Source organism: Bacillus cereus group sp. MYBK220-1 (genome assembly GCF_051916445.1).
Taxonomy (GTDB): domain Bacteria; phylum Bacillota; class Bacilli; order Bacillales; family Bacillaceae_G; genus Bacillus_A; species Bacillus_A cereus.
This window is the reverse complement of the sequence record NZ_JBQAGQ010000001.1, coordinates 881,261-897,729: the sequence shown is the minus strand read 5'-3', so window position 1 is coordinate 897,729 and position 16,469 is coordinate 881,261. Positions and strand designations below refer to the sequence as shown.

Below are 16,469 nucleotides of genomic sequence, written 5' to 3'. Positions count from 1 at the left end.
AATTAAAAAATTTATAATTTTAGCATTGGTATTAGCAATGGGATGGAGTCTTGCTGCTTGTAGTGGAAAGCAAACATCTCAGGCAACTACTAATAATAACGATAAAAATAAAAATGAAATACATGCGAAGAAAAAAGATGTTTTACCTATCTCTGATGTTAATGATTGGAGAATTATCCTTGTAAATAGAGAGCATATGTTATCAAAGGAACTAGGAATTGAATTAACAAGTATCACCCAAAATGCGAAGCCAAATATGAAAATAGATAGTAGAATTGCAACTTCCTATCAGGATATGGTAGCAGCTGCAAAAAAAGAGGGAATCAATCTTTATTTAAGATCAGGTTATCGAGCTATAAAATTACAACAAACTTATTATGATGCTTCAGTTAAAAGCTATAAATCTCAAGGTTTGTCGGATAAAGAGGCTAGTGCTAAGGCATTGGAATATCTTCAGTATCCTGGTGCAAGTGAACATCATACTGGATTAGCGTTAGACATTATTTCAGTTGAATGGCAGAATACTGTAGAAGATTTAAATGCAAAATTTGAAACTACCGATGCATTCAAATGGTTAGATAAGAATGCTGCAGAATATGGATTTACTCTCCGCTATCCAAAAGAGAAAGAGAATATTACTGGCATTAAGTATGAGCCATGGCACTATCGTTATGTAGGGAAAGAAGTTGCTGTTTATCTAAAAGAAAAAGGGTTAACTTTAGAAGAATATAACGAAAAAATTAAGTCTGGTAAGTAAAAATATGCTTTAATTTTATTAAACATTATGCACTGCTACAAGAAAAGGTGAATCTGAGGATGTGTTAACCTTCCACCTAGTATTGTAAAAACTGAGTATGATAATTTGAGCACGTACGAACCAGTTATCGTGTAAAAAGATGTATGTATTAAGAAATTAAAGTTAAGGATCTGATATTCATATCAGATCCTTTTTCTATCGTTCTTTTAAGAGCGACTGAGCCAAAATATTGGAATGAATATAGAAACAAAACAGCCCAAGGAATAGTAAAACGAGTCCGGGAGCCTACTCGTACGCTTCATTGGGATTATCCAGAAATAGTTGTTGATGAAATAAGAAAGAACTGGTCTTACTCTCAAGCAAGGATTTAATACGAATGAATTGGATAAAAGGTAGTAATAAAAAACACTGCGCCTGGCAGTGTTTTTTATTATTTCTGCACATAAATACATAGTCATATTGATTAAAGTTTCACTTTATTGAAGAAAAATGCGAAAGCCATTCATAAAATATGGAAATGTTAAAATCCCTTTGATAAAATAGCAATATGTAAAAATAATTATTTGTTAATTCTTAATGTAATGAATATTCATGTTTAAATATACGAATTTAACTACATAGTTATTGCGCTAAAGGGGGAGAAAGATGTTAGATGAATTGTACAATGCTTTTTTAAATGCGTCTGGTTTTACAGAAAGTGCGAGGAAACGAGATCGGTATGATGATTTACATGATTATTTAAAAGATAAAGAAAGAGAGTTAAAGCAATTCATTCAAGATGCTGAATCAGCGAAGAGAGAGTATGAGAGTAAAAGTAATGGTTTAGAAGCTAATAAAATTCCGGCAGTTGAATTTGAACAAAAACGTCATGAAAAGGATGAAGAATTACATACATTAGTATCCTATTTTAAAAGTGCATTAAGCGATGTTGGATCTGCAAAAAGTACAGCTTATGCAAAGTATTTGGAATATAAAGCGAAAGCAGAATCAGAGAAAGCGTCAGCATACGCTGCAGCGACCAAGGCTTTTGAAGAAAAGAAAAAGGAATTTGAAAAACTTATCCATTAAGCATACAAAGAATGGAGGGAACCAACATGAGTGGTAAAGAGGTTGAAATTATAGGAAGTAACACTGCAAGTGCCATTTCTTACGCACAAAACATTGAAAATGGTATGAAGGATTCTTTAAACCAAGCGAAAGACTTAAAAGCATATGTCACAGGTGCGAAATGGAATGGAAAAACGAGAGATGCATTTTTAAGTTATCTTGATTTGATCATTCAATATAATTCAGAAATGGTAGAGGCATTTGAAGGACATACGAAAGCTTTGAAAGAGTTAGATAAAAGCATTCAAACGTACGGAGATAAATCGGAAGTAAGGGCGATAAAACAACTGTGATGGAGAAACGAGGGATAAAAGAATGGGGAAAGGAATGAGTTTTGCACCTGCTGAATTATATGTTCTCGCAGGTGCAGCTGGGGTTACCGATATATTTGGATTGCCAAACCGTGACGCAATTATTTTACTTGATGCAGAATGTGTCACGAAAGCAACTACGAGTTTAAAAGAAAAAGGCCTACTTACAAGTGAAAATGGAATTACCCCTGCAGCTTTTCAAATAATTGAACTATTAAAGGAATATGAAAATTGTCATGAATACACGAGAATGAATAATGTATTAATTGGCTTTTTAAAAGAGGATAAAGACCGAGTGGCTGTATTAACAGAAATAGAACCAAATAAAAAATACGAGATCGACTACATACCAAAACCGGACGTATATTTTTCATTATTAACACGCATTCCTTTCTTATTGAGAGAACCGAGGGAAATAGAAGATACATTTTTCTCAAAGAGAATGACAGAGGCAGAACAACAAACATTTGAGGGAAAAGATTTATCAAATAAAGACGTTATAGCGATAGAAACGTATATGAGGCCTCGAAGTAATAGAGGAGGAAAATGGGAATGTTTCTTATATTTTACTGAAGGAGAAGATTTCGTTCAAATCGATGTAGATCGTAATCGATATGACTGGGTGAGCCTCTATGCGGTTAATAAGAAATTGTATGACGTGTTAAAAATGCCATATAAAAAGTTAATTGACCCGAGACAATTCTCGTTAGGAGGTATTCAATAATGCAAGTATCAATGGGAGATAGTGGTTCTGGTGGTGGAGAAGAAGTATTAGTTAATTTTCAAGAACTACTTGATATAGTAATGAAGTTAGAAAATATATATAAAATCCATGTAGACGTCATTGGAACGAATATTGAGAGTTTATTAAGCTGTGATTTTTATCAAAAAGGTGAAGCGATGAGAGTAATTGAAAAATATCCTGATATATTACACAAAACACTAGAATTGGCTGAACACTATTCTAGGTCAGCGACAGTTGTAGGAAATGTATGTGTAGAAATGCTTGAAAAGGACGAACAATTACGTGAAATATTAAGTAAGTTGTAGAAATCACCATACGGCTGGGGGGATGAAAACGAGATGGATGTGAAATATAGACCTGAACCATGGCAAAACATGGGGGATGGTATGAATCGAATTACAAAAGATGCACTCATAAAATTACGGGATGCAAATGAACTATTAAAAAAAATTGATGGAAGAATACGAGATTTAGACTCGGATGGTAGTATCCATTTTAATCCTAAAGATCAATCGCAAAAAATCGGGGAATTACTTGATAGCTATTCGACATTACAAAAATATTGCGGAGAAGCAGGGCGATTAGTCTCTGAACATATAGATAAACCTTTTTTAGTAGAAATGGATAAATTCGCTCAAAAAATGAGAGATACATCTATTCTCAGTTTTGAAACAAATAACCGAATTGGCTCTACAACAACGACAGTATTACCAGGTGCGCATGCAGGCTACGGAAGTGTACCACAAACAATACAGAAGAAGAAAGATAAAATAACAGTAGAAGATATTTTTAGAGATTCACCTGCATTTGATAACGTACTGAGAGGGGAATACAAAGAACTAAAAAAACAAAATCCAGATGCAAAATTAAATTATGAAGAATACAAGAAAGTAGTCCCATCCACACGAGGATTTGAATACAAATCGATAGAAGATGAACAGAAAAAACTAGAAATGGTGCGAGACATAGGAATAGGCGTAGGAATCATCATCACAACAATCCTTTGTCCACCACTCGGGGCCGCTGCCGCAGTAGTATACGGAGGTGTACAAATAAAAAGCGGTATCGACGGAGAAGACTGGGGAACACATAGGAAATTGAGCCAAGAAGAGCGGGTAGGAAACATCATTTTTGGCGGATTAGATGCAATCCCAGTTGTTGGAGCAGTAGGAAAAGGAGTAAAAGCATTCAAAGGGACGAGTGAATTAGCTGATTTAGCCAAATTATTAAAATTCAAAGAAGGAATGCCTGGTTTTAATCCAAATTTGGGTGGAAATGTGGTACAATCGCTTAAGGAAAATAAGACTTTAAAAAATGCACTAGATGCTATGAAAAATACTCCTATTCCAGTAGCAGTTAGGACGGTGGATACTGGAATAGGAATGAAGCTTCCTTATATGGAATCTTCAACTGTTGGAGAAGTAGCTGGAAAGTTTTCAAAGGCAAGTACGGCAGCTAAGGATGACGCTTATCAACTTGCTAAGGGTAGTGGAGGGGTTAAGGGTACGGGTAACACTGTTCATAGATCAGAAATTGACGAAGTAATTAAAAACGACTACGATATAGACGGGAATTTGGTTAATAGGTCAATTGTGCCTAAAGGTTATGATAGTGTTGAAGACTTTTTAACAAAAGTAGATGATACTACTATTAAAGAGTTTGGATATGATAGTGTTGAGGAATTTAAAGCGGTAGTAGGGTATGTTGATGCTCATTTAAATGCTTCACCAAAACATAATATAATTAATAAAGGGCTAGCAGGTGGCACACATATGAAAGGTATAGATTACGATGTTTTAGGTTTTCCGATTTTTAAAGGTGAGGATGTTAAGTTTACTCATAAGTTAGATGAAAGTTTATTTATAGCTAAGGATGATGCACAATTTGAAGAGTGTACAAGGCAATTGAAGGCAGCCATAAACAAAGGAGAGATACCGAGAGATATTTTTACACCTAAGCAATTAAAAATGATAGAGTTGGAATTGCCACGAATTGTAGATTTAACATGGCATCATCATCAGGTGCCTGGAAAAATGCAATTAGTTGTTTCAGCAAAGCACAGTGTAAATCATTTAGGTGGTAATAAATTATGGGGAGGCGGAATTAGATGAGAAAAGATTTAACATGGCCAGTACCAGATGAGCCGGTTTCAGCAGAATATATATATGAAGTGGGTAAGCAGATGGATTTTATATTTCCAAGTGATTATGTAGAGTGTGCTACTACTAATAATGGTTCAGCGGTATTACCATATAAGTTTGAGGTGGATGGAGTAACAAGGGTGTTTGGGACATTGCTCTCTTATGATACGGATAGTAGCGAATATATTGTTAAAGTATATCGTACTTATGCCCCTACTATACCTAAAGAGTTAGTTCCTTTTGCTTTTGACCCAGCAGGAAATTTAATATGTTTTGACTATAAAAATGACAAAAATAACCCTGTTGTGGTATTTTGGGAGCATGAGAATGCTGGCGAAAAAGAAATATTAATGCGTCAAGAAGGTTTAACAGAAGCACAAGTAGAAGAACTGGCAAGAGAAAATGTATTTTATATTGCAGATACATTTACTGATTTTTTAAGTAAATTACACGATTAAAAAATATAATGATGAATGAAAAATAAAGTTTATGTGAAATGGATAGAAAAAATAATAGGGTGTTTGAAAATATATACTCCATGATGGTTGTACCATCATAGAGTAATATGTGCAATGATAGAATAGAAAACGAAGTACGAGCTTAGGCGATATGACATTTTACATGGCGATGAATATAAACACATGGAATGTATATTAAACTAACGAACTCGTACAAACTCGTAAGTTTTAACGTAGTAGTTGTCACAATATATAAAAGGTGTCAAACTGCACTACAAAAATTATAAAATTATCCATAATTAAAAACATATTAACTTAAAGTACTTGATTGCCGACTAAAGGCAACAAGTGCTTTTTTAATTGAAAGGTATACTATAAATTTATAAAAGTTATTTTTATGAATTAAAGCTAACAGAAACTATTAGTATTATATAATTGAAAATACATTAGCAAAAGGTGTGGACTCTGTAACTCCATTCGTTAAAGGTGCAGAAATACTGCCAGATGGAAGTGTCGCTAGAACTGGAACGAACTATAGCGGGAAATTCCAAGGAGCCCATGATACCTCAAAGGCGAGTATTCAGAGTAGAATCTCGAATTTGGAGAGTGGTGGGGTTAAGGGTACTGGTAGTAACGTAAACCCAAACAAAATTAAGCTAACTCAGGAAAGAGAAAAATACTATCGAAAGAAAATAGATGAAGCTAAAGCGCGAGGAGATTATAAAGCAGCAGCGGATATTAGATATGATCGTCATTGTGAAGAAACGAAACAACCTTTAGAGCGTAAAGATTGGGATGCTAGGACTGAAAATTTAAGAAAGAGTCAAGAGCGAGGAAGAGAAGAAGAAATAAAAGGGAGAAAAGCTTTGGGAGAACACCTAAATCGTACATTAGAGGACAATAACTCTGGCAAGGTTGTTACGTATACATCCAGTGAAGGGCATTTTACGCTAAGGATGAAATCGATTTAGTTCATGATCACAAACACAAAATAAGTGACAAAGAACACGTTATTCATAATGACAGTCAAATGCGAGCTGAAAGGGAAATGCTCGAAGATAAAAGTGGAAGTCATATTGTGACAATATCAAGTGATAAACCCGATTTGAATGGAATTCCTCCTCATCCAAGACCAAGTGGGCCTTTGGGTAAGGATAGTGATGTTTACTACACTGATCCAAATAGCGGTAAAGTGACTCATAAATGGGAGAACAATACACGTTTACCTGGTGGAGGTAGGTGGAAAAAGCTGTGAATAAAAATTATTATGTGACTATATTTTTTAATATTAAGGGGGATATACATGAAACCAGATTTTTTCACAATTACAATGTATCCTACAGTATCTTTTAACGAAGAAGAATTATTAGGTCGTCTTTTGGATGTGTTTGAGTCAAATGAAAAATTTGCTCCTACTCATTGGGGCAACTGTGAAACGGTACGGGTAGAATATAACCGTCAGGAAATTCTGGAAAAAGTAGTTTCAGAGCGTATAGTATCAGAAGTTTACCTGTATCGTGATAAATCTGTGAACTACACAGGACGTTTTCAAGTTAACTGGAGCCATCGTTCATTTTTAGAGTTTGAGTTTCATAAATCAATACCTAAAAAATTATGGTCTGCTTTTTTTGAGTTATCTGATCAAATCGCAGAAGCTGCGAAACCAAGTTACGGAGTAACTCAAATTTTTTGGCCTTTATCATATCCGTGGAATACCGACCGTGAACGTTTACAGATGTGGATGGAAATATCTTCCCAGCCAATACCGGTTAGGTTTCTTCCTAACGGTCCCTTAGGGATAGGCGCTAGAACATACTTTAGTGGTCATATTTTAGAAATGTTTGATAAGGAATTATTACAAAATAGTCCAGCTGTGGTATCTGAGCTAGATTGGGGTGGGCTTTGTATTGATATTTTAAATAATCCATTAGGGAGTGATAGTGATACATTACTTGATAATTGGCTACAAGTAATGAAGTATTTGGAACCAGCACAAGTAATGGCTATACCAAGTTTTGATGAAGATCAAATGGGTGTAACTTATTCTCCAAATATTGCTTGGAAGGACTATCTGAAAAGCTAAATGAAAGGAGATCGTAATAATGAATGAGAATGGTAATGATAGAATAAGAGTCATGGAAATATTAAATAGATCTCAATACAATGATGAGGTTATAGATGGACTAGATATGAGTGATTTAGATCTTACTTTTTCAGATTTGTCAGAGGTGATGGCAGAGGGTATCATGGCAAAACAAGTCCATTTAAGAGCTTCTTCACTAATGAGAGCATCTTTTTTTGATTGTGATTTTGAGTTTGCTGATTTCAGGAGCTGTAATTTAGAGGAAATACATATTGCAGATTGTAGATTTGGTGAAGCTAATTTCTCTAAAGCCAATATGAAATATGCAAAGGTAAATATAAGTAGTTGTTTTGAAACATGTTTTGATGAAGTTGATTTTTCATATGGAGAATTAGTTGGAACGATATTAAATCATGCTACTTTTCGCCATGCAAATTTGGCAGGAATCAATGCGGAACAGGCTGATTGTACAGGAACAAATTTCAGCAACGCGAATCTTACAGAAGGTAACTTTGAAAAAGCATATTTAGAAGATGCTAATTTATCAGAAGTAAACGCTAGAAATGCAGATTTTACTGACGCAGATTTAACGGGAGCGACCCTTTTAAATGGTGATTTTACGGGCGCGAATTTTACCGGTGCTAAACTTGACAATGTAGTTTGGACAGGAGCAAAGGTAGAAGGAGCCAAATTTGATGAAAATGTGAAGGAACAAATCTTAAAAATGATTTAAATATGATGGGGATTATATACATTTGAGCACTCGAAAACCTATGATTGGTAGCGGGTGCTTTTTTCTTAGAGATATTAGAGATTGATAAATAAGTGAAAATCAATATAGATTATTTTTAAGGATTGTTAGATAGATTAAGTCGTGAAAATTATATAATTGAAAATACATTAGCAAAAGGTGTGGACTCCGTAACCCCATTCGCTAAAGGTGTAGAAATACTGCCAGATGGAAGTGTCGCTAGAACTGGAACAAACTATAGCGGGAAATTCCAAGAAGCCCATGATGCCTCGAAGGCGAGTATTCAGAGTAGGATCTCGAATTTGGAGAGTGGTGGGGTTAAGGGTACGGGTAAAAATCCAGAAATAGTAAAGTTTACAGAGGAACAATTATCTACTAAACCCTTATATTCTAGGGATCCTGAAAAATGGCAGAAAAAAGGTGGGAAAATCGAAATTAGTGAGGAAGGAATATGGACTTATATTGATTGGTATATTCTTCCAAATCGAGTTTCTTATCCTGGAGGTTTTCCCGACTTTAAATCTGCTGGGTTGGTAAGACAAGAAGTTCCGATAGGTGAATTTAATAGATATGAAATTGATTTTGCTAAGGCTGATGAATTAGCTCCAAATGGACCAAAATTAGATGAAAACACATGGCACCATCATCAAGATTTAACAACAATGCAAGAAGTTAGTAAAGAGATGCACAGAAGATTTCGACATATGGGTGGAATGTCATTAGCTAAGAAGTTAAAAGATTAAATAGGAGTGAAATAAATGAATTTAAATGCTTTTGGTAAAGCAACTGAAGAATCAATTGAAGAATTAGAAGAGTTTTTAGGATTTTTACTTCCGGAAGATTATAAAAAATTTTTAAGTAAATATAACGGAGGTACTTCGAAAGTTAGGTATAGTAAATTTTTTGTTAAAGAATTAAATCAGGAAATCCCTTTAGATGTTTTGTATGGTATAGGTGTAAAAAAAACTTTTGATTTAAGTGAATGCTATGAAGAGTTTGAAGAAGATATGTTACCGACCAGTTTAATCATAGGAGATGATCCGAGTTCAGGGTTAATTGTACTTATTACAGATACTGAAAACCATGGTGTATATTATTGGGATCACTCTTTTTATTTTCCACAGTCTAGTGAAGAAGAAAATACGTATAAAATAACTGATAGCTTTAAGGATTTTATTAATGGATTGAAGAATCCTTAATTACCAACTTTTATATGTTGTAATTAATAATTTAAGATATTAAGAAAATATACGAAATGGATTACAGTAACTTTATAAATGCTAAAACTATACTTTATATATGAGAATGCTAAAAAATGTGGTGCTTGGTTAAAGATAACAATCATATATGTAGATGAATAGAAAATAAAGTGTATTTGCAGTGGAAAAAAAGAGTAGGCTATTAAAAAGTGCATACTTCAAAACACATGGAATGCATATTAAACTAACGAACTGATAGAAACTCGTAAGTTTTAACGTAGTAGTTGTCATGACATATAAAAGGTGTCGTACTGTTAATACCAAACTTACAGATCTTATAAATCTTACAAATTTATGCTACTTAAAAACATATGAACTTAAAGCACTTGATTGTCTACGAAAGGCAACGAGTGCTTTTTTAATAGATAAACATTCTGTAAATTTTTAGAAATTATTTTTTATGAATTCAGGCTAACAAAAATTACAAATATTATATAATTGAAATTAAACTAGCAAAAGGTGTGGACTCCGTATCCCCAATCTTTAAAGGTGTAGAAATAATGCTCGATGGAAGTGTCGCTAGAACTGGAACGAACTATAGCGGGAAATTCCAAGAAGCCCATGATGCCTCAAAGGCGAGTATTCAGAGTAGGATCTCGAATTTGGAGAGTGGTGGGGTTAAGGGTACGGGTGATATTGGAACACCGCCTCGATACGGGGAAAGAAGAATCTCAAAGGAATTATATGATGAATTAAGAGATGGAACGCCTGACCCTGCTTTACCTGGTAAGTATATTACAGATAGACTTCAAGCTGATCATATCGTATCAATGAAAAATATAGCAAAGATGAAAAATTTCGATAAATTAACGAAAGAACAACAACTTAAGGTTTTAAATAATGAAGAGAATTTTCTAGGATTAAGTGAAGAAGCCAATAAATCCAAGGGGTCTAAATCTTATTCTGATTGGACAATTTATAAGAAAGAAAAAATTGAAGTTGATCCTAAGTTTAGAGAAGAAATGATAAAGAAGGAAAAAGAATTAGAAATGAAATTACAAAAACAAATTGATGATTTTGTTGAAGAAAATAAAAAGGATATAGATAAATAAAGGAGATAGAATTATGGAACAAAAACTTGGTTTTTTAAGAAAATATAAAAGAAATGCACAACTTATATCATGCCATGAGATTAATAAACTTGATAGTGGGAAAATACCAAATTCATGGTATGAATTGTTTCAAGAAGAAAATGTAGACAAGAGAGTTGAGAGTATTTTATCGATATGGAAAGAGCAAGTAGGAGTGGAATTAAGAAACACTATTACTTATTTGTCTAGGCACCTTGAAGAAGTAGAGCTTATGAACACAAATGGTAGATATTCAATTTTATACACTATTAAAACAGATAATGGGGAAATTCTATATTATGAAGGGGGAAATCCCAAAGATGAGTTTAATAATGAAGAATTAGAAAAATCTTGGGATAAGATTCCTTCAACAATACGAAATTTTTATCGAACTGTTCATAATGGTTTCTATTTTTATGCGAGTCAATCTATGGGTTTAGTTCCTTTAGAAAATGTAACTTTTTTTGATGATGATGAATGGGGTATTATTGAGGAGTTAGAAGAACCTTTACAAATTGATTTACAAACTACTTTTGGTTTCTTTAAAAGTGGTATGGGTGGTTATGTTGCAGTAGATTATAAGAATTCTAATAATGATAATGCGACTTTATGGTGGACGAATAAAGAGCCTAGATATAATATGAATTTTTGGGACATTGTTGATGAATGGATAGTAATTGGATTTGAAGTTTAGTTTAAAGGTTCTGTTGCAAAGTTTTTATATAAACAAAAAAATCCTAATTTAGTAGGTAGAGTTTATACAACTTTGAATAGATTCTCTAATTCATTGTACGTCGAAAAAACGAAGTACGAGCTTAGGTGAGATGACATTTTACTGGGTGATGAATATAATCACATGGAAAGTATATTAAACTAAGAACCCGTACAAACTCGTCAATTTTAACTTAGTAGTTGTCATGGCATGTAAAAGGTGTCGTAATGTTAATACAAAACTTACAGATCTTATAAATCTTACAAATTTATGCTACTTAAAAACATATGAAACTTAAAGCACTTGATTGTCTATTTGGGGCAACAAGTGCTTTTTTAATTGAAATGTATACCATAAATTTATAAAAGTTATTTTTATGAATTAAAGCTAACAGAAATTACTAGTATTATATAATTGAAAATACATTAGCAAAAGGTATGGACTCCGTAACCCCATTCGTTAAAGGTGTAGAAATGCTACTAGATGGAAGTGTCGCTAGAACTGGAACGAACTATGGCGGGAAATTCCAAGAAGCCCATGATGCCTCAAAGGCGAGTATTCAGAGTAGGATCTCGAATTTGGAGAGTGGTGGGGTTAAGGGTACGGGAGAATCCAGATTAGAATATTTGAGAGGGAAATATGGCGAATTAACTTCTGAACAGCTCCATGCTAATATTAATGAAAGGGCTGGTATTGCATTTCCGCAAAGGTCCACTAGGAGTCAACTTAAAAATGGAGGTTATATTGTTGAAGATGTTGACTTGTATAAAAAAATGAGTCCAAATAAGAATCGTGCTCTAGGTTTTCGGAATACCAAAAATGATGGATTGGTACAAGCGCATCATGCAATACAAGATGAATGGGCTAAGATATGGGATAAAACAAGCGGTAATAATTATAGCAGTCGACAAGCACCATCAATATTACTCAAATCTACCTCTGGTGAACCACATGCTATAATATCCGCTCTTCAAAGAGCTAGAAGAAGGAATGAAGGTTTTAGTACGGATATAATATACGAATTTAATATTAGCTATAAAGAAATGATTGAAGTGGGTGTAGATTTAAAAGTAGCAAAAAAAGTAATGCGAGAAGCATATAGATATTTTGATGGATTAGGAGGATTTAAATGATAAATGTTCAAAAATTGTCGACTTATGAATTATATTCTCCAGTTGATGAAAATGAAATTAAAAAAATTGAAGAGGAAATGGGATTAATACTCCCTAATGCTTATAAACAATTACTAAAGCATACAAATGGTTTTGTGTCCGATAATGGAGTCGTTATATTTGGAGTGGATATAATAGATGAAATGAATAAAACATATGAAGTCCATGAATATGCAAAGGGTTATGTTGCTGTAGGAAGTAATGGTGGAGGCAAAATACTGTTAATGACTGCAAATGAAAACGCAACAGAGTTAGTACAAGTTGATTCGGGGATTATGGATCCGAATTATGCAACCACAGTAAGTGAGAATTTAATACAGTGGATAAATGACGGAGCGATAGATATTGACTGTGTGGACGAAGAACAGGAAGTGTTTAAGGAAAAACTGTGTAATCTTATATTGGTAAGTCCACCAGTAGGAGGGGCTATGGATTTAAGGAAAATACAAGAGGTATTTATCATCAAAAAGGGATTGTTTGACTTATTAAAAGGATCAAAACAATTACCATTCGTGCTAATGAAAGACATACCTGTTGAGTTGGCTTTAAAAAACATAGAACTGTTAGGCGAATTAGGGGATATATTGAAAATATCTAGTACTGATTAACTGATTTTAGGGCTTAAAATAGAGGGTATTTGAATTAAGAACCGTTTAATACAATTATTAATTCAAAATAATATTGTTGAAAAATTGCTATTGGTTCCGTGTGTGTCTTATATAATCAATAAATTAAACTCTTAGAAAATATTATTTGAATTTAGAGTGCTTGATTGCCGACTAAAGGCAACGAGTGCTTTTTTATTAGATAGACATGGATCATCAAGTACCTGGTAAAATGCAGTTAGTAGTGTCTAAAACGCATAAAGTTAACCATTTAGGTGGAAATGCATTATGGGGGGATGGAATCAGATGAGTAAGGTACAATGGAGATCACCAGATGAACCTATTATACGAGAAGATGTAAAGAATGTTGAACAGGAATTGAACATTAATTTTCCTTTAGATTATATAGAATGTGTGATGAATAATAATGGAGCGCATGTTAGTCCAGAGGTGTTTGAAGTTGAAGGGAAAAGAAAGGTTTTTGGAACGTTATTAAGTTACGATATGGAAGATGATGAAAATATTATGGAAGTATTTGATGATTACAAGGATACACTACCAGCAGAATTAGTTCCTTTTGCTTTTGACCCAGCGGGAAATTTAATATGTTTTGACTATAAAAATGACAAAAATAACCCTGTTGTGGTATTTTGGGAACGTGAAAATGCTGGTGAAAAAGAAATGTTGCTGCGAGAAGAAGGATTAACAGAAGAACAAGTGGAAGAACGTGCAAGAGAGAATGTATTTTACATTGCAGATACATTTACTGATTTTTTAAATAAATTACATGATTAAAAAAATAAAGTTTATGTGAAGTGGATAGAAAAAATAATAGGGTGTTTGAAAATAGATACTCCATGATGGTTGTACCATCATGGAGTGTTACGTACAATGATAGAACAGAAAAAGAGGTGCGAGCTTAGGCGAGATGACATTTAAACGCATGGAAGAGACATAAAACTAACGAACTCGTACAAACTCGTAAGTTTTAACGTAGTAGTTGTCACGACATATAAATGGTGTCATACTGTTACTACAAAATTTATAAATTTATGCTACTTAAAAATAGATGAACTTAAAGCACTCGATTGTCGATTAAAGGCAACGAGTGTTTTTTTGCGTATTAGCGTAGAAATTTAACAGATAACTATAATTTTATCATGTAAAATTTTTACATAGTTTTCTATACAACTAAAGAGAAGAAAAATGTTCACTATTACTTTCATTTCTGTTATAAAAATTCTACAATAGAAGACAGAACGTATATTTGGTATAATCAAAATATACTATATGAAATGATGTACATGAGTTTGAAATTCATGTAATGAGGTAAGCACTACATAACAATGACTAATATTTAAAGTTTTCGTACCTATAGAATTCAATTCATGTTATATAAATCAATTGTTAGAAAGGAACAGGTGTAATGAATCAAATTTCATTTGAAGATTTATTTGAAGAAGAAAAAGAAAAGGTGGAGGTAGCTGAGGTATGTAAGGTACTAGCCCCTTTATCACCATTACAAAAAGATATTTTAGAATTAATTGATTCTGAAGAAATAAGTGCGCTTGAGCTATGTGAACGATTAATACGATCGGGTAAAATACCCGATGAAAGATTCACTACGAATAAGCCTAAAGCATATGGACAAGTATGTTTACTATTAGAAGGTTTTGTTACAGAAGGAAAACTTATTTTTATCAAAGATGATGAGAAAAGAGATAGGGTATATAAATTGAAAGAAGAAGTTTGAGATGTATAGTGGGAGATGAATGATTGGTTCCCTTTAACTTGCAGCTCCGTTAGTCTAGTAATGTCCACAAAAAAGGTGTCAATCTCTCCTACATTGACACCTTCATACTTTTAACACCTTACATACTTACGCTTAAAACCAAGTCTTCCTCTATCTAGTTCTTTCTGAATACTTTCAGAAGCATTTAACAAACTGCTTTTTTTATTATCACGTTTGACTTCAACTATACCAACTTCTTTTGCAATCTCGACTGCTTTTTCATGTAGTGGTACATATGAGATTGCCACAGTGTTTAGGAAATTATTCATAGCGGATTTTGTTCGTTCTGGAGAATGATGAATTGTATCTTTCACCATTTCAAGCATATCGGAAATTTTACTTTCGGAAAACTCATTGTCTTTGCGATTTCCTAATAGCCAACAGTAGCAACTCCAGCCGGCAGACATTTTAAGCTCGTCCCCACTTGCAATCCATTTATCAGCAACATCTTGCGCAATATTTGACTCCGATAAAGTTACTGCCACTACATAATCAGATAGCATATAAAAATATGCCCCGTCTATCCAGCGATCAAAATCAGACTCACTCATAGCTTTTGGATCGGCAATAATACCTGCAAAGTACATAGCATCGTAGTTACCTGTGGCATAAAGTTCTTCAGCTAACTCTTGATTTAATTTTATTTTTTTAGCGATTGGTTTCATAGCACCTGTAGCTACTCCGAAAACCGGTTCGTGCGCACCGTTAGATATGTATATTTTTTTCGTTCGTTCCTTACCTAGAGCTTCAAGTTCTTGCATAACTGTTTTAAGATCCATAGTTGTGCAACTTCCTTTCTTCATGTGAAAGCCTTTTTAAGTCTTTCATATTTCTTATTTTAATACTAATTGTATTTAAGAGGTATGTCTACTTTCTAAAGGTATCGAAACTTGGTTTGAATTTTAGATGAAATAAAGAGCTAATTAAAAGGGTGGTATAATATAGAAAAAGTGAATGATGAACATCAAATAGGGGGTATTCAATTGGAAATAAAATTGAATCGATTATATAGAGAGATAGCGGAAACGGTTCATGCCATGATTCCAGAAGAATGGGAGAAATTTTATTTTTATGCACAAATATCAGAAGCTGGAGGGGGAACTTACTTTTTCTATAACAACTTCAGAAATAAACAAAATTATAAGTATAGTGTAGAAATTCCTTTTAAATACGAAGTTAATGAAGAGGAGTTTGAAAGGAAAGAAGATTCTTTATATAAATTGAGTAAGGAATTAAGAGATGTTTTTAAAGATAATCAGCAAGAGCTTTGGTACTCTTTTACAATGTCTCTGGAACATAGTGGGGAATTTAACATGCATTTCGATTATACCAATTGGCTCGAAACAGAATATAGTTTTAGTGATCAAATGATTATTTGGAAACGTAAATACTTAGGTGAAGTACCAATTAATGAAAATGATAAAGCGCTAATTAATAAGTATGATAATGAATTTCCGAATAATCCTATTTGACTGAAAGGAAAGAAGAAATGGTTTTTATAAAAAT

The 16,469-nt window shown here is 33.4% G+C and carries 19 protein-coding genes and 3 pseudogenes; 21 read left to right on the top strand and 1 reads right to left on the bottom strand.

The window, feature by feature from the left end; all coding sequences use genetic code 11:
• Positions 1-25: 25 nt before the first annotated feature.
• From ACTFRU_RS04535 to ACTFRU_RS04440, 20 genes and pseudogenes are all read left to right on the top strand, one after another.
• Positions 26-757, top strand: coding sequence for a M15 family metallopeptidase (locus ACTFRU_RS04535; protein WP_000241987.1), 732 nt, complete (start codon positions 26-28; stop codon positions 755-757).
• 645 nt (positions 758-1,402) lie between these two features.
• Positions 1,403-1,825 (top strand): hypothetical protein, encoded by a 423-nt coding sequence (locus ACTFRU_RS04530; protein ID WP_097813919.1) that lies wholly within the window; start codon positions 1,403-1,405, stop codon positions 1,823-1,825.
• Between the two features lie 26 nt (positions 1,826-1,851).
• Positions 1,852-2,157, top strand: a complete 306-nt coding sequence (locus tag ACTFRU_RS04525) for a WXG100 family type VII secretion target (RefSeq protein WP_000014535.1) — start codon at positions 1,852-1,854, stop codon at positions 2,155-2,157.
• Between the two features lie 22 nt (positions 2,158-2,179).
• Positions 2,180-2,899, top strand: coding sequence for a DUF5081 family protein (locus ACTFRU_RS04520; RefSeq protein ID WP_440037499.1), 720 nt, complete (start codon positions 2,180-2,182; stop codon positions 2,897-2,899).
• Positions 2,899-3,225 (top strand): hypothetical protein, encoded by a 327-nt coding sequence (locus ACTFRU_RS04515; protein ID WP_001198201.1) that lies wholly within the window; start codon positions 2,899-2,901, stop codon positions 3,223-3,225. The genes ACTFRU_RS04520 and ACTFRU_RS04515 overlap by 1 nt, the downstream gene beginning before the upstream one ends.
• Positions 3,226-3,258: 33 nt before the next feature.
• Positions 3,259-5,031 carry an HNH endonuclease gene (locus ACTFRU_RS04510; protein ID WP_326304139.1) on the top strand — a complete coding sequence of 591 codons (1,773 nt, stop codon included), beginning with the start codon at positions 3,259-3,261 and terminating at the stop codon, positions 5,029-5,031.
• The gene (locus ACTFRU_RS04505; protein ID WP_440037498.1) at positions 5,028-5,519 is read left to right on the top strand and encodes an SMI1/KNR4 family protein; all 492 of its coding nucleotides are present in this window, start codon (positions 5,028-5,030) and stop codon (positions 5,517-5,519) included. The genes ACTFRU_RS04510 and ACTFRU_RS04505 overlap by 4 nt, the downstream gene beginning before the upstream one ends.
• Before the next feature lie 458 nt (positions 5,520-5,977).
• Positions 5,978-6,774, top strand: a pseudogene (locus ACTFRU_RS04500) (ADP-ribosyltransferase).
• 48 nt (positions 6,775-6,822) lie between these two features.
• Entirely contained in the window at positions 6,823-7,602 is a 780-nt protein-coding gene (locus ACTFRU_RS04495) for a hypothetical protein (RefSeq protein WP_000801403.1), read from the top strand.
• Positions 7,603-7,621: 19 nt separating this feature from the next.
• The gene (locus ACTFRU_RS04490) at positions 7,622-8,335 is read left to right on the top strand and encodes a pentapeptide repeat-containing protein (protein ID WP_001004769.1); all 714 of its coding nucleotides are present in this window, start codon (positions 7,622-7,624) and stop codon (positions 8,333-8,335) included.
• A 179-nt stretch (positions 8,336-8,514) separates the two neighbouring features.
• Complete coding sequence (locus tag ACTFRU_RS04485) at positions 8,515-9,096, top strand: HNH endonuclease (RefSeq protein WP_440037497.1); 582 nt, start codon at positions 8,515-8,517, stop codon at positions 9,094-9,096.
• Positions 9,097-9,111: 15 nt separating this feature from the next.
• Complete coding sequence (locus tag ACTFRU_RS04480; RefSeq protein WP_149214934.1) at positions 9,112-9,552, top strand: SMI1/KNR4 family protein; 441 nt, start codon at positions 9,112-9,114, stop codon at positions 9,550-9,552.
• Between the two features lie 521 nt (positions 9,553-10,073).
• Positions 10,074-10,235, top strand: a pseudogene (locus ACTFRU_RS04475) (hypothetical protein); the annotation flags it as partial.
• A gap of 147 nt (positions 10,236-10,382) precedes the next feature.
• Positions 10,383-10,664, top strand: a complete 282-nt coding sequence (locus ACTFRU_RS04470; protein ID WP_065212284.1) for a hypothetical protein — start codon at positions 10,383-10,385, stop codon at positions 10,662-10,664.
• 13 nt (positions 10,665-10,677) lie between these two features.
• A complete protein-coding gene (locus tag ACTFRU_RS04465) occupies positions 10,678-11,376 on the top strand; it encodes an SMI1/KNR4 family protein (protein ID WP_065212276.1) in 699 nt (232 codons plus the stop codon).
• Positions 11,377-11,831: 455 nt separating this feature from the next.
• Positions 11,832-12,527, top strand: coding sequence for a hypothetical protein (locus tag ACTFRU_RS04460; RefSeq protein WP_124749671.1), 696 nt, complete (start codon positions 11,832-11,834; stop codon positions 12,525-12,527).
• Positions 12,524-13,174 (top strand): SMI1/KNR4 family protein, encoded by a 651-nt coding sequence (locus ACTFRU_RS04455; protein WP_113303744.1) that lies wholly within the window; start codon positions 12,524-12,526, stop codon positions 13,172-13,174. The genes ACTFRU_RS04460 and ACTFRU_RS04455 overlap by 4 nt, the downstream gene beginning before the upstream one ends.
• A gap of 211 nt (positions 13,175-13,385) precedes the next feature.
• Positions 13,386-13,481 (top strand): annotated as a pseudogene (locus tag ACTFRU_RS04450) (HNH endonuclease); the annotation flags it as partial.
• On the top strand, positions 13,478-13,966 hold the full coding sequence (locus ACTFRU_RS04445) for an SMI1/KNR4 family protein (RefSeq protein WP_113304802.1): 489 nt from the start codon (positions 13,478-13,480) through the stop codon (positions 13,964-13,966). The pseudogene ACTFRU_RS04450 and the gene ACTFRU_RS04445, both read left to right, overlap by 4 nt.
• Positions 13,967-14,597: 631 nt before the next feature.
• A complete protein-coding gene (locus ACTFRU_RS04440) occupies positions 14,598-14,924 on the top strand; it encodes a DUF3895 domain-containing protein (protein ID WP_440037496.1) in 327 nt (108 codons plus the stop codon).
• A 110-nt stretch (positions 14,925-15,034) separates the two neighbouring features.
• On the opposite strand, the gene ACTFRU_RS04435 is transcribed toward ACTFRU_RS04440, so the two are convergent.
• Positions 15,035-15,742: a DNA alkylation repair protein gene (locus tag ACTFRU_RS04435; RefSeq protein WP_048538243.1), complete on the bottom strand. Its 708-nt coding sequence runs from the start codon at positions 15,740-15,742 to the stop codon at positions 15,035-15,037.
• 204 nt (positions 15,743-15,946) lie between these two features.
• Between ACTFRU_RS04435 and ACTFRU_RS04430 the strand changes: the two genes are divergently transcribed.
• Positions 15,947-16,435 carry an antitoxin YezG family protein gene (locus ACTFRU_RS04430; RefSeq protein ID WP_000403544.1) on the top strand — a complete coding sequence of 163 codons (489 nt, stop codon included), beginning with the start codon at positions 15,947-15,949 and terminating at the stop codon, positions 16,433-16,435.
• Positions 16,436-16,469: the final 34 nt, after the last annotated feature.